Genomic DNA, 18,556 nt, shown 5'->3' on the forward strand with positions numbered 1-18,556 from the left:
CACTACCTTGGCGGAATGCTGTCTCAGGCTATGAGCGGTGGAAGCATCAGTGCATCGTTTCATCCGCCGTATTGACCGTCGCCTTGCGCTCCTGCTTGCCCCAGCCCACCGACGGGCCGCGGATGGCCGTCCAGACCGAGCGGACCACCACGTAGTACATCAGCTGGCGGTAGCCGAAGCGCTGCAGCACCAGCCACCACAGCAGGCTCCACTTTTCCTTCTTCTCCATCGCGAAGGCGAGTGCCGACGCGCCGAGGTCGACCGCCATGAAGGCGGCGTAGAACGCCAGCATCCTGAGCAGGTTGGTGTCGTCGAACTGGCCGCGGTGCTGCAGGTAGTCGAGGCTGGTGGAAATGATCTGCCACACCAGCACCAGGTCGACCAGCGGCGACACCACCGAGAACAGGATCTGGAACAGCCACACCTGCGGCAGCGCGATCATGCCGAGCGCGCGGTGACGCGGATTGAAGGTGGCGTCGCGGTGCTTCCACAGGCACTGCAAGGTGCCGTAGGCCCAGCGGAAACGCTGGCGGGCGAGGCCGCGGGCGGTGTCCGGCGCTTCGGTCCAGGCGATCGCCTCGGCGTCGAACAGGGTGTGGTAGCCGGCTTTCTGCACCGCGATGGTGAGGTCCTGGTCTTCCGCCAGCGTGTCGGACGGGAAGCCGCCGAGCCGTTCCAGCGCCTCGCGCCGCCAGGCGCCGACGGCACCGGGCACCACGGTGATCGCGCCCAGCGCGGCCAGCGCGCGGCGTTCCAGGTTCTGCGCGGTGATGTACTCCAGCGCCTGCCACAGGGTGATCAGGTTGATGCGGTTGCCGACCTTGGCGTTGCCGGCCACGGCGCCGACCTTCGGGTCGGCGAACCAGCGCACCAGCCGCGGGATGGTGTCCCGTTCGAACTGGGTGTCGGCGTCCAGCGCCACCACCACCGCGCCGTTCGACTCGCGCAGCGCGGTATTCACCGCGTGCGCCTTGCCGCCGTTGGGGATGGTGATCAGCCGCACCCGCGGCTCGTGCGCGTAGTGCTGGCGCACCACCGCCGAGGTGGCGTCGACCGAGCCGTCGTCGACGACGATGACTTCGAGGTTCGCGTAGCGGCTTTTGAGGATGTGGCGGATCGAGCTGGCGATCACCTTCTCCTCGTTGTAGGCGGGGATCAGCACCGAGACCAGCGGCGGATCGTCCGGCAGCGCCGGCATCGTGCGCCGGCGCTCCTGCACCCGGTTGAACAGGGCGAGGTCGCCGAGCAGCAGCAGCCGGGCCACGCCCAGCGTGATGGCCGCGGTCAGCAGCCAGCGGATGAAGTGGCCGAACCAGCCCAGCGCGAGAAAGACCGAGCGGTCGGCCCACTGCGACAGCGAGCCGGGCGTCAGCGGTGGCATGGTCTGTTCGCGGCTGAGCCCAGCCAGCGTCGAGACGGTGACGAAGTCGTAGCCCCGCGCGCGCAGGCCGTCGATGATGCGCGGCAGCGCGGCGATCGTCTGCGAGCGTTCGCCGCCGGCGTCGTGCAGCAGCACCACCTGGCCGGTGCGCTCCGGGTTGCTGGCGGCAACCTGGGTCAGCACGTTGTCGACGATCTGGTCCACGCCGGGTCGCTGCCAGTCTTCCGCGTCGACGTGCAGGCCGACCGAGATGTAGCCCATCTTCTGCGCGATCCCGATCGGCACCAGCTCGTCGGCGGTGGTCGGCTCGGCGTCGCCGAAGTAGGGTGCGCGGAACAGCCGCATCGAGCGGCCGGTGAGCGCCTCGAACAGGCGCTGGGTGGCATTGAGCTCCAGCGCCACGATGCCGGGCGGGCTGTCGCCGAGGTTGGGATGGGTGAAGGTGTGGTTGCCGACGTCATGGCCTTCGGCGACTTCCCGCTGCACCAGCTTGGGCGACATCTCGGCGTTCGCACCGACGATGAAGAACGTGGCCGGCACGTGCCTGGCCTTGAGGATGTCGAGGATCTGCGGCGTCCATTCCGGGTCGGGGCCGTCGTCGAAGGTCAGCGCGATCTTGTGCGGCAGCGTGCCGGCACGCTGGATCACATAGGAGCTGGGCAGGGCGGTATAGCTTTCGTCGTCGATGCTGCCGTCGTCCTTGTCCAGTCCGATGGTGCGCGCGCCGGGCGACGGTTCGGCGGTGATTTCGAGCACCTCGCCCTGGCCCTCGATGTCGATGTCCTGGCCCTGGCCGATCGTGCGCAACTGGTCGGGTGCCGCCGCACCGTAGTTGCGGCCGAGCACCGACCAGATCGACGGGTCTTCCGAGCCCAGCCGCCACAACGCGTAGCCGTAGGGCCTGTAGCCATCGGCGGCGTGGATCTGGTTGTAGGCGGTGGCGCCGTCGAGGAACCAGACCTGGTGCGTGCTGCCGTCGTCCTCGCTGTAGGAGAAGTGCGGGTTCTGCGTGTCCGGGTCGAACACGATATCGGCCTGTGCATCGGAGGCGCGATCCATCGCGTCCTGGAAGGTCAGCGTCTCGGCGTTCCGGCCGTGCGACCAGTCGTAGCCGTAGCTGCCGATGGCCACGATGACCTGGTCCGGGTCGAGCACCTTCATGCGCTTGTCGAGCGTGCTTTCGAACCAGTCCTGGCCGGCGATGCTGCCGGCGTCCTTGCCGGCCCAGTGCTGGTCGTAGGCCATCAGCAACTCGAAGTCGACGATGTCGGCATAAGCGGCGTAGTCCCAGTCGGCGTCGTCGAACGGCACCGACAGCACGATGCCCCAGCCATGCGGATCGAACGCATCGTTGAGTTCGGACAGAAACGCCTTGAGGTCCGGTTGCGCGCTCGCGGGGATTTCCTCGAAGTCGATCGTCACGCCCTGGAAGCGGTTGGCGGCGAGGAACGCCACGATCTGCGCGATGCGCGCCTGCCGCATCGCGGGGTCGGCCAGCATGCGTGCCAGGCCGGCACCATCCCAGGCGCCGTTCGCCGCGTTCTGCAGCAGCGGAAGGATCGGGGTGGAAGGCTTCTGCGTGCGGATCAGGTCCAGCGCCCTGGCGTCGATGCTGGTGTGCAGCGCCATGCCGGGGCCGCTCACGCTCATCCATGTCGGGATCACCCAGTCCAGCGTGGGCAGCGCACGTTTCAGCGACGGGTAGCTGCTGTCGTCCCAGTTGACGTAGAAGCCGATCGCCAGCGGCCGGCCGGCCGGCTTGTGCAGCGATGGCGGCGGCGTGTGCGTGGAAGCTGCCTTGCTGGCGTGCGTGCGCGGAGCGTGCAGCAGCTTCTGCCGGGCGCGCACTTCCGCGGCCAGCTTTGCCGCCGGTTTCAGCAGTTCCGGTGCCGCCGCTTTCACCCCGGCCAGCGCGTGCCGGGTCCGGCCGTGTTCGCCGATGTGCAGGCCGGCCATGCTGGGCCACACGAACAGGCTGGCCGCGCACGCCACCACGAACAGCGTGCTGATCACCGCGGCGGCCAGCGCCAGTCGCGAGACACGACTGGCCCGCCGGCCGGTGGGGTCGAAGAAGATCGGTTTCTTTTGCATGCCAGGGTCGGGTCGGCGAACGCCACGGGGCGCGGATCTGCATGGGTCCCGAAACCGCCTTGAGACGGTGCGGACCCGGGGTGCGCAGTATCTCCGATATGGGCCTTTCCACGCGACGGGCCGGCAGGGCCGGTCAGCTTGCGTTGGCTATCCGCCAGGGCCGGTGCGGGTTCGCTTGCCGCGAACGCGCCGGTCCGCGCGCCCTGTCCCGCACGGGCCCGGTCAGCCGATCACGGGACCCGCCACTGGCCTGCTGAAATCCTGCGGCGTCAGCGTCTGGGTCAGCCGGAACACGCCTTCGTGGATCTTGCGCGGCAGTACCACGTCGAGCACGGTGGTCTGGTGCGGGCCGAGCATGGCGAACAGGTCGTCGCCGGCGGCGCTTCTGGCCAGCGCGTGGTGGATCAGGCCGCCGAGATCGACGGGCTGCACGCTGGCGCCGTAGGGGCGGTGGCTGGCGACGGCGGCGCGCAGCGTCTTGCGGCTGTTGCGCGGGTCGGCCACGCGGTCGTCGCCGGCGAGCAGGCTGTGGTCGAGGAACAGCGAGATGGTGGTGCGCTGCTTCGAATTGGCCTGGCGGTCGAGCATGAAGCCGTCCGGCAGCAGGTCGGCACTGGCCTGCGCGCCGGCGGTGAGCAGGAAGCCGGCGCCGCTCAGCGGTTCGCCGGCCTCGTCGGCGAGCCGCACGATCAGCAGGCTGCGCGGATCGTGGATGTGCACGCGCGGGGCAAATGGGCCGGCCGGCTCCAGTTCCACCTTGTCGGCGTCGCGCGCGGCGTTCTCGCGCTCGAAGGCATCGCACAGGCCCTCGTAGTCGCCGGCGCTGCGTACCTGCAGGCAGCGCAGGATCGCCTGCACGGTGGCCGGCGCGGCACTGGCCATGATGCCGCGCTCGTCGCCGGAATGGGCCGCGTCGGCGACCAGCTTGAACGCGCAGCGCGGGCCTCGGTTGAGGGTGAGGGCGAGCGTGTCGGTTCCGCTGGCGCTGTTGGCCTGCGGCGACAGCACCGCATGATGGGCGTTGAGGTTGGCGGCGGCGATGCGCACCACGCCGTCGGAGCCGTCTTCGCCGGTGTAGCTGTTGAGGTGGTCGTACAGCTTGCGGTCGGGGCGGTCGCCGGTCAGCACGAACAGGAATTGCCCGCGCTCCACCGGGTCGTCGCTGTGGATGTAGTCGAGGTTCAGCGACAGCGATTCGGCGCTGCCCAGCTCCAGCCAGTCGAGGATGCGCTGGCCCGGTTCCACGCCGCCGAACCAGGCCTTGAGCCGGCCGAGCAGGCCCTTGCCCAGTTGCGCCAGCGCCGAGCCGAAGTTCGCCGGCGTCAGCATCACCAGGTGGCTGAGCTTGATCGTGCTGTGTGTGGCCGGCTTGTCGCGCTGCGCACGCAGCCATTCGCGCACTACCGGCCCGCCGGTGGAGTGGGTGATGCAGGCGAAGCTGGCGTCGAGCAGGTGCAGGTCGCGCAACGCATGGTCGAACGCGCGCACCAGGTCGGGCATGGTCACCGCATCGTCGAAGCTCACGTATTCGGACAGCCAGATGTCGGCCAGGCTCAGCGTGAGGCCGGCGGCGGCCGCCTGCTGCTGCAGCTGCTGCGGCAGCTGGCCGTAGGTCGAGGTGTTGGTGACGCTCCAGCCGTGGACGAAGACGAGGGTGGTCATGGCTCAGCTCCCGTGCAGTGGCCCGGTCCGACAAGGGGCCGCGCGGCAGCGGCTGAGATGCATGGCGATCCTGCCCGTGCGGCGCATCGGCATAATGGCACCAGCGTCCCGCCATCTCCACCGGACTCGCCCATGACCGTGAACGTGCTGCTTGTCCTGATCGTGCTCGCCCTCGTACTGGCGCGGTTGAAGCGGCGCCGCTGCAGCCGCGCGCTGTGGGCGTTGGCGCTGATCCTTCTGCTGGCCGCCGGTTGCGGGCCGTTGCCGATCTGGCTGCTGGCGCAGCTGCAATCAGGCTACGCAACCCCCGCGCCGGTCAGCTGGGGCCAGCGCAATGCGATCGTGTTGCTGGGCGCCGGCAGCGTGCGCCTGGCCGGCAGCAGCGAGGTCGAGGCGAGCCTGTTTGCCTATGGGCGCATCAGCAAGGCCGCGGAGTTGTATCGCGAGTGCCGGCGAGCCGGGCGCGAGTGCAAGGTCGAGGTGAGCGGCGGCGATGCGCGCTGGCTCGGCCAGCCGGAGGCGGCGATCTACGCCGGCGACCTGCAGCGGCTCGGTGTCGATGCCGCCGACCTGCTGTTGGAACCGCGCAGCATGAACACCTGGCAAAACGCGCAATTCAGCGAACCGCTGCTGAAGACCTACGGCGCCGACCGCGTGCTGCTGGTCTCGTCCGGCTTCCACCTGCGCCGCGGCATGCTGTACTTCGCGCACTTCGGCATCCATGCCGCGCCGGTGCGCGCCGACTACGTCGGCGGCGAGCTGTCCTGGCTGCCGCTGTCGTACAACCTCGCCATGGCCGACCTGGCCCTGCACGAATACACCGGCATCGTGCGCTATCACGTGTACAACGCGCTGGGCTTGAACGTGCAGGCGACGCGCGCCGGTGCGCCCTGATTACGCTTCGCGCATCACCATCAGGCGGATCTCGCTCATGTCCTCGATCGCGTAGCGCACGCCCTCGCGGCCCAGGCCGGACAGCTTGACGCCGCCGTACGGCATGTTGTCCACGCGGAAGCTGGGGATGTCGTTGACGATCACGCCGCCCTGTTCCAGTTCGTTCCACGCGCGCATCGCGTGGGCGAGGCTGTCGGTGAAGATGCCGGCCTGCAGGCCGTAGTCGGAGTCGTTGACCATCGCGATCGCCTCGTCGAACCGCCGGAACGGCGCGAGCAGGGCGAACGGGCCGAATGCCTCCATGCGATTGGCCTTCGCGTCGGCAGGCACGTCTTCCATCAGCGTGGCGTCGAGCATGTTGCCGTTGCGCTTGCCGCCGCAGAGGATCCTGCCGCCGGCCTTCTTCGCGTCCAGGATCCAGCCGTGCAGGCGCTCGGCGGCAGCCTCGTCGATCATCGGGCCGAGGAATACGCTCCTGTCTTTCGGATCGCCGGCCTTGAGTTTCTTCGTGGCGGCGACCAGCTTGCGCTTCAGCGCATCGTAGATGTCGGCATGCGCGTAGATGCGCTGCACGCCGATGCAGCTCTGGCCGGACTGGTAGAACGCGCCGAAGATCAGCCGTTCGACCACGCGGTCGAGCTGCGGATCCTGGTCGGCGTCGACGATGCACGCGGCATTGCCGCCCAGCTCCAGCGTCACCTTCTTGTGCCCGGCGCGGGCCTTCAGGTCCCAGCCGATCTGGCCGCCGGTGAACGAGAGCAGCTTGAAGCGCGGGTCCTCGACCAGCGGACCGGCGTGTGCGCCGTCCAGGGTGAGGATCGAGAACGCGCCTTTCGGCAGGTCGGTCTCGGCCAGCACCTCGCCGATGATCAGCGCGCCGATCGGGGTCTTCTCCGATGGCTTCAGCACGAACGGGCAACCGGCGGCGATCGCGGGCGCCACCTTGTGCGCGACCAGGTTCAGCGGGAAATTGAATGGCGTGATGAACGACACCGGTCCCAGCGGCACGCGTTTCGTGTAGCCGTGATAGCCGTCCAGACGGCTGGCCAGTTCCAGGTTGATCGTCTCGCCGTTGATGCGCACGGCCTCCTCGGCGGCGATGCGGAAGGTCTCGATCAGCCGGGTCACTTCGCCGGCCGCATCCTTGATCGGCTTGCCGGCCTCGATGCACAGCGCCTCGGCCAGTTCGTCGCGGCGCTCGGCGAAGCGCTGCGCGCAATGCTGCAGCACGGCCTGGCGCGCCCACGGCTTGTACTCGCGCATCGGCCTGGCCGCCTTCACCGCGGCGGCGATCGCCTTCTCGGTGGCCTTCGCGTCCGGCACGGCGACGCGGGTGGCGAGCTGGCCGCTGTACTTGTCGCGCACGTCGAGCATGTCCTTCGACGTCTGCGGCTGGTTGGCGAGGTAGTAGGGGTAGGTCTTGGCGAGCATGGGAATCTCCGGGTCAGACAGCCGCGCTCAGTCGACGGATTTCCTCGTCGAGGATGCGGTGGTTGTCGCTGTAGTCGATGGCAAGGTCGATCAGGTGCACGCCGCCTTGCGCATAGGCGCGCTGCAGGGTCGGCAGGAACTCGTCGGCGCTGGCCGGGCGGTGGCCGTGCGCGCCGTGTGCCTGGGCGAACAGCACGAAATCGGGGTTGCCGAACTGCATGCCGTAGTCGGCGTAGCCCATCTCGGCCTGCTTCCAGCGGATCATGCCGTAGGCGTCGTCGCGCAGCAGAAGGATCACCAGGTCGAGCTTCAGCCGCACCGCCGTCTCCAGCTCCTGCGCATTCATCATGAAGCCGCCGTCGCCGCAGATCGCCAACACCTTGCGCTGCGGGTATGCCATCTTCGCCGCCATCGCCGAGGGCAGGCCGGCGCCCATGGTGGCCAGCGCGTTGTCCAGCAGTACGGTGTTCGGCTGGCGCGCACGGTAATAGCGGGCGTACCACAGCTTGTACATGCCGTTGTCCAGGCACAGCACGCCGTCGTCCGGCATGCAGCGGCGGGTATCGGCGACGATGCGCACCGGGTGCATCGGGAAGCGTGCGTCGTCCGCGTGCTCCCTCAGCTGCGCGTGGAAGGCCTCGCGCACCTTGTCGAACCTGGCGAAGTCCCAGTGCGGCTGCGGCTCCAGCGCGTCGGTGAGCCGTTCGACCGTATGCGCGATGTCGCCGACCACCTCGATCTGCGGGAAGTACACCGTGTCCACCTCGGCCGAGGCGAAGTTGATGTGGATCACCGTGCGCCGGCCTTTCTGCATGAAGAACGGCGGCTTCTCCACCACGTCGTGGCCGACGTTGACGATCACGTCGGCGGCGTCGATCGCGCGATGCACGAAGTCGCCGTCGGACAGCGCGGCGTTGCCCAGCCACAGCGGATGGTCCTCGTCGACCACGCCCTTGCCCATCTGGGTGGTGAAGAACGGCAGGCCGAGCTTGTCGATGAACGCGCGCAGCGCCACCGCGGTGCGCTGCCGGTTGGCGGCGGCACCGATCATCAGGATGGGTTTTCTCGCATTGCCGATCGCCTCGGCTGCCTGCACCAGCGCGGCGTCGTCGGGCGAGGGGCGCCGCGCGTATTCGGTGGGCAGCAGGATCGCGTCCTCGACCTCGTCGCGGGCGATGTCCTCCGGCAGCTCCAGGTGCACCGCGCCGGGGCGTTCCTCCTCGGCGCGGCGAAACGCCTCGCGCACGCGCGCCGGGATCGTCGGCGCGGAAACCAGCTGGCGCGTGTACTTGGTCAGCGGCTGCATCATGTCGACCACGTCGACCAGCTGGAACAGGCCCTGCTTGTGCGTGCGGATCGGTTTCTGGCCGGTGATCATCAGCATCGGCATGGCGCCGAGCTGGGCGTAGGCCGCCGCGGTGACCAGGTTGGTGGCGCCGGGCCCGAGCGTGGCCAGCGCCACGCCGGCTTCGCCGGTCAGGCGGCCCCAGGTCGCGGCCATGAAGCCGGCGGCCTGTTCGTGGCGGGTCACGATCAGCCGGATCGAGGACTCGCGCAGGGCTTCCACCAGGTCGAGGTTTTCCTCGCCGGGCACGCCGAAGATGCAATGCACGCCCTCGGCTTCGAGGGCCTTCACGAACAACGCCGCCGCCTTCATGCATCGCCTCCGCGGGAAAGGCGTGAAGGATGCGTGCCGCGACGTTCAGTTTGCGTGAGCGGAGCGGTCAGTCGTCGCTGACCCGCAGCGGCAGCTCGCCGTCGGCGAGGCGCGCGCGCAGCCGCGTGTCCACGGCGACACCCTGGGCCGAGCGCAGCACCTGGCCATCCGCGTCGAACAGGATCACGTAGCCGCGCTCGAGCGTGGCCAGCGGGCTGACCGCGTGCAGCGCATGACCGGCGTGGCGCAGCGTCGTCTGCCGGCGTTCGAGGATGTGCGTGATCGCGCGGCGCAGGCGCTGATCCTGTTCGACCAACTGGCGTGCCAGCAGCGACAGGCGCGCGCGCGGATGTTGTGCCAGCAGGCGTGCATGCAGGCGCTCCAGCCGCGTGTGGCGCCGCTGGCTCTGTTCGCGCAGCACCACCGTCAGGCGGCGTTGCAGGTGCTGCAGCCGTTCGCGGTCGCGCTGCAACCGGGCCTGTGGCCGCTGCGCCTGCAGTCGCGCCAGCAGGTGGTCGACGCGCTGCGCGTGCGCCTGCAGGCGGCGTTGCTGCAAGGTGGCCAGGCGCTGCTGCAGCTGCCGCAAGTGGCGATCGACCGCCACCGCGTCGGGCACCAGCAATTCGGCGGCGGCCGACGGCGTGGGCGCGCGCAGGTCGGCGACGAAGTCGGCGATGCTGAAGTCGATCTCGTGGCCGACCGCGGAAACCACCGGCACCGCGCTGGCGTGGATCGCCCGCGCCACCGCTTCCTCGTTGAACGCCCACAGATCTTCCAGCGAGCCGCCGCCGCGGGTCAGCAGCAGCACGTCGTAGCGCGCGCTGGCCGATGCCTTGCGCAGCATCGCCACGATCGCCGGCGGCGCCTCGCGGCCCTGCACCGGCACCGGCAGCACCTCGACGTCGGCCAGCGGCCAGCGCCGCGCCAGCACGCTCAGCACGTCGCGAACCGCCGCGCCGGTGGCCGAAGTGATCACGCCGATGCGCCGCGCGTAATGGGGCAGCGCGCGCTTGCGCGCCGGGTCGAACAGGCCTTCGGCGTCGAGCCTGGCCTTGAGCTGCTCGAACTCGCGCTGCAGCGCGCCTTCGCCGGCCGGTTCCATGTACTCGGCGACCAGTTGGAACTCCCCGCGCGGTTCGTACAGGCCGACCTTGGCGCGCAGCAGCACCTGCATGCCGTCGACGGGGCGGAAGCGCAGCGCGGAAGCTTTCAGCTTGAACATGGCGCAACGCACCTGGGCGCCGCTGTCCTTCAGGGTGAAGTACAGATGCCCGGAGGTGGGCCTGGCCACGTTCGAAAGCTCGCCCTCGATCCACACCTGCGGCAAGGCGTCGCCCAGCAGGTCGCGCACCAGCCGGTTGAGCAGGGTGGGGGTGAGGACGTGGCGCGGCGTGGCGTTGTCGAACGGCTCGGGCATAGGGGCGCGAGCCTAGCATGCGGCTGGTATCAAGTTGTGAGAAAACATCCGCTTGAGGCTGGAAGCGCATGAAAAGCATCAACAGGAAAAACCGGCTTCACTCGTCGCCTGCATCGCGCAGTTCGCGCCAGCGGCGTTTGCGCACGCGCCAGCTGCGGATGCCCAGGTTCAACGCGAACCAGGCGGCGATGGCGCCGAACGGCCAGCCGATCCACGCCGGCCACAGGAACGCGACCACGGCCAGCGCGGCAAGCGCCACGGTACCGATCACCAGCGGACCGCCGCTGGTGTCGCCGAGCACGCGGCGATTGCTCAGCGCGGCGCCGACGCTGTTGGCGATGCGCAAGGCGCCGGCGGCGGCGCGGCCGGAACTGCCGCCGGCGTGGCGCACGCGCGGCGGTCTCACCTCGCTGCTGCGTACTCGCTCGCGGCTGCCGTTGCCGTGCCGGCGGCGACGCGAAGCCAGCACGATCTCGGTGGCGTTGCCCAGGTCTTTCTCGTATTGCGCGGCGAGCTGGCCGGCGAAGCCGGCGTCCTCGACCGCCACGTCGAGTTCGCGGTTGCCGAGCCAGCTGGCGATGTTGAGGTTGGACGAACCGACCCGCGCCCATTGGCCGTCGGCCACCGCGGTCTTCGCGTGCAGCATCGAACCGTTCCATTCGAACACGCGGATGCCGGCCTTCAGCAAGGGCCGGTAACCCGAACGCGACATGCCGGCCACGATCGGGATGTCGCTGCTGCCAGGCACCAGCAGGCGCACGTCCACGCCGTCGCGCGCCGCTGCCACCAGCGCCTGCACGTACGGCGCGAGGCCCACGAAGTAGGCGTCGGTGAGCCACAGCGTCTTGCGCGCCATCGCGGCGATCAGCTGGTCGAGCCGGTACATGCCGGCGGTGGCCGGCTGGGTGGCGATCAGCCGCAGCGCCACGTCGCCGGCCGGCGCGGCCGGTTCCGGCATGGCCGAAAACGGCCGCAGTGCGGTGCCGATCTCGCCCCAGCTTTGCGCGAACGCGGCTTCCAGCTCGGTCACCGCCGGGCCGCGCAGCGCTACGCCGGTGTCGCGCCAGGGCGGCACGCCGCGCTTCGGGTTGCCCAGCCATTTGGCGCTGATGCAGACGCCGGACAGGAAGCCGAGGTTGCCATCGACCACCAGCAGCTTGCGGTGGTCGCGGCTGATCCAGCCGAACGGCTGGCCCAGTTGCGGCGGATTGAATACCCGCACCTCGCCGCCGGCCGCACGCAGCGGCGCCCAGAACGCGCCGCGCGACTGGGCGAGGCAACCGAACCAGTCGGCCACCACCGCGACGAACACGCCCGCCTGCGCACGTTCGACCAGGGCGTCGCGAAACGCGCGGCCCACCTCGTCGTCGCGGATGATGTAGTTCTCCAGCAGCACGCGCTGCCGCGCGCCGCGGATCGCGGCCAGCCAGGCGTCGTAGTGCGCGGCCGCGTCGATCAGCAGCTCCACCGCGTTGCCGTTGAGCAGCGGAGCGCCGGCGGCACGGCTCAAGGCCTGTTCCGCGAGCAGGCGGCTGGGGGTGGTCGGGATCAATGGCGTGGGCATCGGTCGAGTGTAGGCGATGGCCTGTGCGCGCGCCGTCATCACGGGGCTTCTGGCATCATCCGGCGCATGCCGATCGAGCACCGCTACGCCGACACCGATGCCTGCGCGCGCTACCTTGCCGACGAGCTGGGGCCGGACCTGCGCATCGCCGCGCCGCTGGGCCTGGGCAAACCGCACGGGTTGCTCAACGCGCTGTATCGGCTGGTTGCCGCCGACAGCGGGCGTTCGATGCGCCTGTATACCGCGCTGTCGCTGACCCGGCCGCAACCGGCGCCGGGGCTGGAGCAGCGCTTCCTCGGGCCGTTCCTCGACCGCCACTTCGGCGCCGATGCGGTCGACCTGCACTATGCGCTGGACCAGGCGCGCGATGCGTTGCCGGCGAACGTCGAGGTGCACGAGTTCTACCTGCAGTCCGGCGCGCTGCTGCGTTCGGCCAGCGCGCAGCGCAGCTACATCAGCCAGAACTATACCCACGTGGCGCGCGACCTGGCGGTGCAGGACATCAACCTGCTGGTGCAACTGGTGGCGCGCCGCGAAGGAGCGGACGGCGTGCACTACAGCCTGTCGTGCAACCCGGACCTGACCCTGGATTTCCTGCGCCAGGTGCAGCTGGCCGGCCGGCCGCGGCCGACGTGCGTGGCGGTGGTGCACCCGGACCTGCCGTACCTGGGCGGCGATGCCGAGGTGGCGGAAGCGTATTTCGACGTGGAACTGCGTCCGGACGCGTCGCCGCCGCTGTTCGCGCTGCCGCGCTCGCCGGTGGGTCTGGCCGAATACGCGCTGGGCCTGCACGCCAGCGCGCTGGTCAAGGATGGCGGCTGCCTGCAGATCGGCATCGGCGCGCTGTCCGACGCGCTGGTCAAGGCGCTGCTGCTGCGCCAGCAGGACAACACCCCATGGCGCCGCGCGCTGGTGGCGCTGGACCCGGCCGGCGCCACGCACGCACTGGCCGGCCAACTGGGCGGCCTGGCACCGTTCGAGGCCGGCCTGTACGGCGCCAGCGAGATGGTGATGGACGGCTTCATGCACCTGCAGCGCGGCGGCATCCTGAAACGACGCAGCTGGGACAACCTGGCGCTGGAACGCGCCGCCGCCAGTGGCCGGTTGAACCCCGCCACGCCGGGCGGGCATTACCTGCGCGGTGCGTTCTTCCTCGGTTCGCGCGAATTGTACGAATGGCTGGACGCCACCGAAGCGGCCGATCCGGATGCGATCGACATGTGCGCGGTCTCCAACGTCAACCAGCTGTACGGCAGCCATCAGGCGCTGGCGGCGCTGCAGCGGCGTGGCGCGCGTTTCTTCAACACCTGCATGATGGCGACCCTGCTCGGCGCGGCGGTGTCCGACACGCTGGAGGACGGCGCCGTGGTCAGCGGCGTCGGCGGCCAGTACAACTTCGTGGCGATGGCGCACGAACTGCCGGACGGCCGCTCAGTGCTGCTGCTGCGCGCCACCCGCAGCCACCGCGGCGGGATCGAGAGCAATATCCGCTGGAACTACGGCCAGACCACCATCCCGCGCCACCTGCGCGACATCGTGATCACCGAATACGGCATCGCCGACCTGCGCGGCAAGAGCGACGGCGAGTGCGTCGAGGCGATGCTGGCGATCGCCGACGCGCGCTTCCTCGACGCGCTGTGTGCGCAGGCGAAGGCCCACGGCAAACTGGCCGCCGATTTCGCGATACCGGAAGCCTGGCGCCGCCACCATCCAGGCCACCTGCACGAGGTGTTGGCGCCGTTCCGGCACAAGGGCCTGCTGCCGAAGTTTCCGTTCGGCAGCGATTTCACCGAGGTCGAGCAGCGCCTGCTGCCGGCGCTGGAGTGGCTGAAGGCCGGCAGCAGCAACTGGCGCGGCAAGCTGCGTCTGCTGCGCGCGTTCTGCCGGCCCGGGGCAGCGGTGCCGGGCGAGGCCGAGGCGTTGGCACGCATGGGACTGGATGCGCCGACCGCGCTGGCCGATCGCCTGCAGCAGCGCCTGCTGCAGGCCGCCTTGCGCCGAAAGCCGTAGGAGCCGGCCGGCGGGCTATGGCGTGGAGCGGTCGGTTTCGCCGGACGAGTCGGGGGCAGGTTCTGCCGGCGCGGGGTCGTCCATCAAGGGCAGCACCGACGGGCTGTCCAGGTCGTCGAACTGCTGGTGGTTGACCGCCCAGAAGAACAGCCACACCGCGACCACCACCACCAGCAGGGTGACCGGGATCAGCACCAGCAGGATGTTCATGCGCGCAGCTCGCGCGGGCGGGCTGCCGGACCGGAGGCGTCGGAGCGGTCGGGTGCCGCGTCGCCGCCGACGCGCAGCGCGTTCAGCACCACCACCAGCGAGCTCAGCGACATGCCGATGCCGGCCAGCCACGGCGGCACGAAACCGAACGCGGCGAACGGCACCGCGCACAGGTTGTACAGCAAGGCCCAGCGGCGGCTCTGTGCCATCACCCGCTGCACCTGGCGGGCGACCGTGCGGGCGTCGACCAGGCCGTCCAGACGTCCATCCAGCAACAGCAGGTCGGCGTGCGCCTGGGCCAGCTCGGTGCCCGACGCCAGCGCCGCGGAGACGTCGGCGCCGGCCAGCACCGGGGCGTCGTTGCTGCCGTCGCCCACGGCCAGGGTGGTGTGGCCGTGCGTGCGTGCCGTCCGCAGCCGTTCGAGCTTGTCGGCGGGCGACTGCCGCGCATGCCAGTCGTCGATGCCGAGGCGGGCGGCGAGCGCGGCGACGCGGGTTTCGCTGTCGCCGCTGGCGATCGTCGCGGCGATGCCGTCGGCGCGCAGCGCGTCGAGCGTGCGATGGGCATCGACGCGGGGTTGTTCGTCGAGATGGAACGCGGCGATCGCGCCTTGCGCGTCGGCCAGCAGCAGTGCGCCGGCCAGCTCGGACGGAACCGGCTGACTGCCGGAAGCCAGCGCGAAGTCGGCACGGCCCAGGCGCAGCTCGCGGCCATCGACCTCGCCGCTGATGCCGGCGCCGGCATGCACCTGCAGCGACTGCGCGTGCAGCGGCAGCACTTGCTGGCGGGCCGCATCGGCGAGGGCGCGGGCCAGCGGGTGCGAGCTTTCGTGGGCCAGCGCGGCGGCCAGCTGCAGCACCTGCTCGGGCGTGTCGCCGCGCAGCGGCTCGACCGCGCGGCGGTCCAACTGCGGCACGGTCAGCGTGCCGGTCTTGTCGAACAGCGCATGGTCGACCCGCGCCAACGCCGTCAACGCCGCACCGTCGGCGACCAGTACGCCGCGGCCGGCCAGCACGCCGAGCGCGCGGGTCAGCGTGGCCGGGCGGGTCAGCGCGAACGCGCAGGGGCAGGCCACTACCAGCACAGCCACCGCGGCCTCGAACGCGCGACCGGGATCGACCAGCAGCCAACCCAGCGCGGTGAGCACGGTGAGCACCAGCACGCGGGCGACGAAGCGGCCGATCTCGCGATCGCTGGCGGCGATCAGCGAACGCGCCTGCCGCGCGCGGGTGGCCAGGGCGCCCAGCCGCGCCACCGTGGTGGTGGCGCCGCCGTGCTCCACGCGCAACTCGGCCGGTCCGGACAGCAGCACGCTGCCGGCGACCAGCCGCTCGCCACGCTCACGCTGCAGCGGGTGCGACTCGCCCGACAGCAGTGCCTCGTCCACCCGCACGCCGGCGCTTTCCAGCACGCCATCCGCCGGCACGGTGCCGCCTTCGGCGATATGCACGCGGTCGCCGGGCAGCAGGGCGATCGCAGCCACCGTTTCCAGCTCGCCATCGGCGCGGCGTCGCTGCGCCAGCAGCGGCGTGGCGTCGATCGCGGCGTCGCCGAGCGCGCCGCTGCGGTGGCGCGAGCGCAGTTCAACGTAGCGCCCGCCGAGCAGCAGGAACACGAACATGGTCACCGAGTCGAAATAGATCTCGCCGCCGCCGCGCAGCGTGTTGAACGTGCTGGCCAGGAACACCAGCCCCACCGCCAGCGCCACCGGCAGGTTGATGCCGAGCCGGCGCTCGCCCAGTTCGCGCGCGGCGCCGCTGAAGAACGGCTGCGCCGAGTAGAACACCACCGGCAGGGTGGTCAGCAGGCCCAGCCAGCGGAACAGGTTGCGCGTGCTGAAGTCGACGAAATCGACCACGCCGATGTAGATCACGAACGCGTACGTCATCACCTGCATCGAGCACATGCCGGCGACCAGCAGGCGCTTCAGCGCGTCGTGCTGCTCGTGCGAGCGGGCGTCGTCGATGCTGTCGTGCTGCAGCGGCTGCGCCGGGCAGTCCGCGGCGGCGAAGTTGTCGAGCAGGCCCGGCAGCGAGGTGCGTTGCGCGTCCCACACCACCCGCACGCGCCGCGCCGGGCGATCGATGGCGACACGCCGCACGCCGGGCAGGGCGCGGATCCGCTGTTCCAGCCACAGCACCTGGCGCGCGTCGTTGAGCGACTCGACCCGCAGTGCGATTTCGCTGCAACCGTCGCGGCGCGGGCGCAATACCTGCGCGGCGAGTTGCGGATGGGCCCACGCCGCGTAGGTGTTCATCGCGGCGGATCGGTCGAAGGGTGGGGCGGCGGGCTGGTGCTGCTGTGCGCGCTGACGGGCACGCCGAACACGGTGTGCGAGGTATCCAGCGGCGTGTCGGCTTGGCTCGCGCCGAGCACGATCATCCACACGCAGCCGGCCAGCGATGCCATGAAGATGAACACGCCCAGCCACAGCACCGGCTGGCGATACCAGGCCGATGCCGTGCGGGCGGCGATGTCATTGCCTGCTTTCATCGGCAGGGTGCGACAGGTGATAGACGTAGGCCGCGACCACGCGGATCTGCTCCTCGGACAGACGCGGGCTCCACGCCGGCATGTGGCCCTGGCGGCCCTCGCCGATGCTCTTCTCGATGTCGGCCACGCTGCCGCCGTGCAACCACACCTTGTCGGTGAGGTTCGGTGCGCCCAGCGCCGGGTTGCCCTTGCCGTCGGCACCGTGGCAAGCGGCGCAGGTGGCGAACAGCGGCTGCCCGGCAGCGGCCTTGGCCGCATCGTGCGGCGCGCCGGACAGGCTCAGCACGTACTGCGCGAGGTTCTTCACGCTGTCCGCGCCCAGGCTGGCCCACGGCGGCATCACGCCGCTGCGTCCGTCGCGGATCGAGGTGGTGATGTCGCTGCCGCTGCCGCCGTAGAGCCAGTCGCCATCGCTGAGGTCGGGTGCGCCGAGCGCGACGTTGCCCTTCGCGCTGCGCTGGTGGCAGGCGGCGCAGTTGTCCTCGAACAGCACCTTGCCCATCTGCAGCGCGGCGGGGTCGCCGGCCAGCTGCTCGACGGGGTACAGCTTGAAGCGCTCCATCAGCGGCGCGAGCGTGGCTTCGTTGACGGCCACGTTGTGCGCCAGCTCGCCATGCGAGGTCCAGCCGAGCAGGCCCTTGAAGCTGCCGAAGCCGGGGAACAGCGCCAGGTAGACGAAGCCGATCACGAACATGGCGCCGGAGAACAGCACCCACCACAGCGGCAGCTTGCGCACGCCTTCGCGCAGCACGCCGTGAGCCCAGACGTGACCGCTGGTGCCGTCGGGCAGGGTGGGGATCTTCGCGCGCGGGCCCCACAGGTACAGGAAGAACGTGATGCCCATGTTCAGCACCACCAGGAACATCACCCACAACGACCATCCCGTGCTCATGGGCGGTCCTCCCTGTTGTCGAATTCGGATTCGTCTTCCACAGGCTCGTCTTCCATCGGCAGGCGCGCCATGCGGTTGAACGTGGGCTTGTGGTACTTGCGCCACGCCCAGAACCAGATGCCGAGGAAGGTGAACATCATCAGCAGGATGAACACGCCGGCGACGTGGCCCCAGACCGGGTTCATCGGAGTCATGGCGCACCTCCGGTGCTGGCCGGCACACCTGCGGCGTCAGGTTCGTTCTTGATGCCCAGGCCCTGCAGGTACGCGATCAGCGCATCCATCTCGGTCTTGCCTTCCACCGCGGCCGGCGCGCCGGCGATGTCCGCATCGCTGTACGGGTCGCCCAGCCTGCGCAGGGTGCGCATGCGCGCCTGGACGTCGGCGGCATCGAGCTTCTTTCCCGCCAGCCACGGGTAGCCGGGCATGTTCGACTGCGGCACGACCTGGCGCGGATCCAGCAGGTGCATGCGCTGCCAGTCGTCGGAGTACTTGCCGCCGACGCGGGCCAGGTCCGGGCCGGTGCGTTTGGAGCCCCACTGGAACGGCCGGTCGTAGACCGATTCGGCGGCGGTCGAGAAGTGGCCGTAGCGCTCGGTCTCGAAACGCAGCGCGCGGATCATCTGCGAGTGGCACAGGTAGCAGCCCTCGCGCACGTAGATGTCCTTGCCGGCCAGCCGCAGCGGGTCGTACGGATGCACGCCGGGCGGCGCCTCGAGCTTGTGCGCCTCGACGAACAGCGGGGTGATCTCGGCCAGGCCGCCCAGCGAGACCATGATCGCGATGCCGATGCCGAGCAGGCCGGCGTGTTTCTCGATCGCTTCGAAATGTTTGTAGGCCATGGTATGAGCTCT

At 70.1% G+C, this 18,556-nt stretch carries 14 protein-coding genes; 2 read left to right on the top strand and 12 right to left on the bottom strand.

Annotation, left to right across the window (positions count from 1 at the left end; all coding sequences use genetic code 11):
• Nucleotides 1–46: 46 nt before the first annotated feature.
• Together KK131_RS13970 and KK131_RS13975 are read right to left on the bottom strand one after the other, a co-directional pair.
• Nucleotides 47–3,472 carry a glycosyltransferase gene (locus tag KK131_RS13970; RefSeq protein ID WP_214557307.1) on the bottom strand — a complete coding sequence of 1,142 codons (3,426 nt, stop codon included), beginning with the start codon at nucleotides 3,470–3,472 and terminating at the stop codon, nucleotides 47–49.
• A 222-nt stretch (nucleotides 3,473–3,694) separates the two neighbouring features.
• A complete protein-coding gene (locus KK131_RS13975; RefSeq protein ID WP_214557308.1) occupies nucleotides 3,695–5,134 on the bottom strand; it encodes a phospholipase in 1,440 nt (479 codons plus the stop codon).
• Between the two features lie 132 nt (nucleotides 5,135–5,266).
• On the opposite strand from KK131_RS13975, the gene KK131_RS13980 reads away from it, so the two are divergent.
• Entirely contained in the window at nucleotides 5,267–6,028 is a 762-nt protein-coding gene (locus KK131_RS13980) for a YdcF family protein (RefSeq protein WP_214557309.1), read from the top strand.
• Here the strand turns inward: KK131_RS13980 and KK131_RS13985 are convergent, their stop codons facing one another.
• The 4 genes from KK131_RS13985 to KK131_RS14000 form a co-directional block, all read right to left on the bottom strand.
• Nucleotides 6,029–7,459, bottom strand: a complete 1,431-nt coding sequence (locus tag KK131_RS13985; protein WP_214557310.1) for an aldehyde dehydrogenase family protein — start codon at nucleotides 7,457–7,459, stop codon at nucleotides 6,029–6,031.
• Nucleotides 7,460–7,472: 13 nt separating this feature from the next.
• Nucleotides 7,473–9,116 (bottom strand): acetolactate synthase large subunit, encoded by a 1,644-nt coding sequence (locus KK131_RS13990; protein ID WP_214557311.1) that lies wholly within the window; start codon nucleotides 9,114–9,116, stop codon nucleotides 7,473–7,475.
• 67 nt (nucleotides 9,117–9,183) lie between these two features.
• Complete coding sequence (gene xseA / locus KK131_RS13995; RefSeq protein WP_214557312.1) at nucleotides 9,184–10,533, bottom strand: exodeoxyribonuclease VII large subunit; 1,350 nt, start codon at nucleotides 10,531–10,533, stop codon at nucleotides 9,184–9,186.
• Nucleotides 10,534–10,630: 97 nt separating this feature from the next.
• Nucleotides 10,631–12,097, bottom strand: coding sequence for a phospholipase D-like domain-containing protein (locus KK131_RS14000; protein WP_214557404.1), 1,467 nt, complete (start codon nucleotides 12,095–12,097; stop codon nucleotides 10,631–10,633).
• 66 nt (nucleotides 12,098–12,163) lie between these two features.
• Between KK131_RS14000 and KK131_RS14005 the strand changes: the two genes are divergently transcribed.
• Nucleotides 12,164–14,107 (top strand): acetyl-CoA hydrolase/transferase C-terminal domain-containing protein, encoded by a 1,944-nt coding sequence (locus KK131_RS14005; RefSeq protein WP_214557313.1) that lies wholly within the window; start codon nucleotides 12,164–12,166, stop codon nucleotides 14,105–14,107.
• Between the two features lie 15 nt (nucleotides 14,108–14,122).
• Here the strand turns inward: KK131_RS14005 and ccoS are convergent, their stop codons facing one another.
• From ccoS to ccoO, 6 genes are read right to left on the bottom strand one after another with little or no spacing between them, the layout of a single operon-like run.
• A complete protein-coding gene (gene ccoS / locus KK131_RS14010) occupies nucleotides 14,123–14,317 on the bottom strand; it encodes a cbb3-type cytochrome oxidase assembly protein CcoS (RefSeq protein ID WP_214557314.1) in 195 nt (64 codons plus the stop codon).
• Complete coding sequence (locus tag KK131_RS14015; RefSeq protein ID WP_214557315.1) at nucleotides 14,314–16,575, bottom strand: heavy metal translocating P-type ATPase; 2,262 nt, start codon at nucleotides 16,573–16,575, stop codon at nucleotides 14,314–14,316. The genes ccoS and KK131_RS14015 overlap by 4 nt, the downstream gene beginning before the upstream one ends.
• Entirely contained in the window at nucleotides 16,572–16,811 is a 240-nt protein-coding gene (locus tag KK131_RS14020; RefSeq protein ID WP_214557316.1) for a hypothetical protein, read from the bottom strand. The genes KK131_RS14015 and KK131_RS14020 overlap by 4 nt, the downstream gene beginning before the upstream one ends.
• On the bottom strand, nucleotides 16,795–17,703 hold the full coding sequence (ccoP, locus tag KK131_RS14025; protein ID WP_214557317.1) for a cytochrome-c oxidase, cbb3-type subunit III: 909 nt from the start codon (nucleotides 17,701–17,703) through the stop codon (nucleotides 16,795–16,797). Before ccoP ends, KK131_RS14020 begins: the two co-directional genes overlap by 17 nt.
• On the bottom strand, nucleotides 17,700–17,897 hold the full coding sequence (locus tag KK131_RS14030) for a cbb3-type cytochrome c oxidase subunit 3 (RefSeq protein WP_214557318.1): 198 nt from the start codon (nucleotides 17,895–17,897) through the stop codon (nucleotides 17,700–17,702). Before KK131_RS14030 ends, ccoP begins: the two co-directional genes overlap by 4 nt.
• Nucleotides 17,894–18,544, bottom strand: a complete 651-nt coding sequence (gene ccoO, locus KK131_RS14035; RefSeq protein ID WP_214557319.1) for a cytochrome-c oxidase, cbb3-type subunit II — start codon at nucleotides 18,542–18,544, stop codon at nucleotides 17,894–17,896. Before ccoO ends, KK131_RS14030 begins: the two co-directional genes overlap by 4 nt.
• Between the last annotated feature and the right edge of the window lie 12 nt (nucleotides 18,545–18,556).

This window comes from Rhodanobacter sp. LX-99 (assembly GCF_018599185.1).
GTDB lineage: Bacteria > Pseudomonadota > Gammaproteobacteria > Xanthomonadales > Rhodanobacteraceae > Rhodanobacter.

What these genes read in the sequence shown, in the direction of transcription:
- KK131_RS14015 (WP_214557315.1), bottom strand. Translation starts at nt 16,575, where the DNA reads ATGAACACCTACGCGGCGTGGGCCCATCCGCAACTCGCCGCGCAGGTA.
- ccoO (WP_214557319.1), bottom strand. Translation starts at nt 18,544, where the DNA reads ATGGCCTACAAACATTTCGAAGCGATCGAGAAACACGCCGGCCTGCTC.
- KK131_RS13990 (WP_214557311.1), bottom strand. Translation starts at nt 9,116, where the DNA reads ATGAAGGCGGCGGCGTTGTTCGTGAAGGCCCTCGAAGCCGAGGGCGTG.
- ccoS (WP_214557314.1), bottom strand. Translation starts at nt 14,317, where the DNA reads ATGAACATCCTGCTGGTGCTGATCCCGGTCACCCTGCTGGTGGTGGTG.
- KK131_RS14020 (WP_214557316.1), bottom strand. Translation starts at nt 16,811, where the DNA reads ATGAAAGCAGGCAATGACATCGCCGCCCGCACGGCATCGGCCTGGTAT.
- ccoP (WP_214557317.1), bottom strand. Translation starts at nt 17,703, where the DNA reads ATGAGCACGGGATGGTCGTTGTGGGTGATGTTCCTGGTGGTGCTGAAC.
- KK131_RS14005 (WP_214557313.1), top strand. Translation starts at nt 12,164, where the DNA reads ATGCCGATCGAGCACCGCTACGCCGACACCGATGCCTGCGCGCGCTAC.
- KK131_RS13970 (WP_214557307.1), bottom strand. Translation starts at nt 3,472, where the DNA reads ATGCAAAAGAAACCGATCTTCTTCGACCCCACCGGCCGGCGGGCCAGT.
- KK131_RS14030 (WP_214557318.1), bottom strand. Translation starts at nt 17,897, where the DNA reads ATGACTCCGATGAACCCGGTCTGGGGCCACGTCGCCGGCGTGTTCATC.
- KK131_RS13980 (WP_214557309.1), top strand. Translation starts at nt 5,267, where the DNA reads ATGACCGTGAACGTGCTGCTTGTCCTGATCGTGCTCGCCCTCGTACTG.
- KK131_RS13985 (WP_214557310.1), bottom strand. Translation starts at nt 7,459, where the DNA reads ATGCTCGCCAAGACCTACCCCTACTACCTCGCCAACCAGCCGCAGACG.
- KK131_RS14000 (WP_214557404.1), bottom strand. Translation starts at nt 12,097, where the DNA reads ATGCCCACGCCATTGATCCCGACCACCCCCAGCCGCCTGCTCGCGGAA.
- KK131_RS13975 (WP_214557308.1), bottom strand. Translation starts at nt 5,134, where the DNA reads ATGACCACCCTCGTCTTCGTCCACGGCTGGAGCGTCACCAACACCTCG.
- xseA (WP_214557312.1), bottom strand. Translation starts at nt 10,533, where the DNA reads ATGCCCGAGCCGTTCGACAACGCCACGCCGCGCCACGTCCTCACCCCC.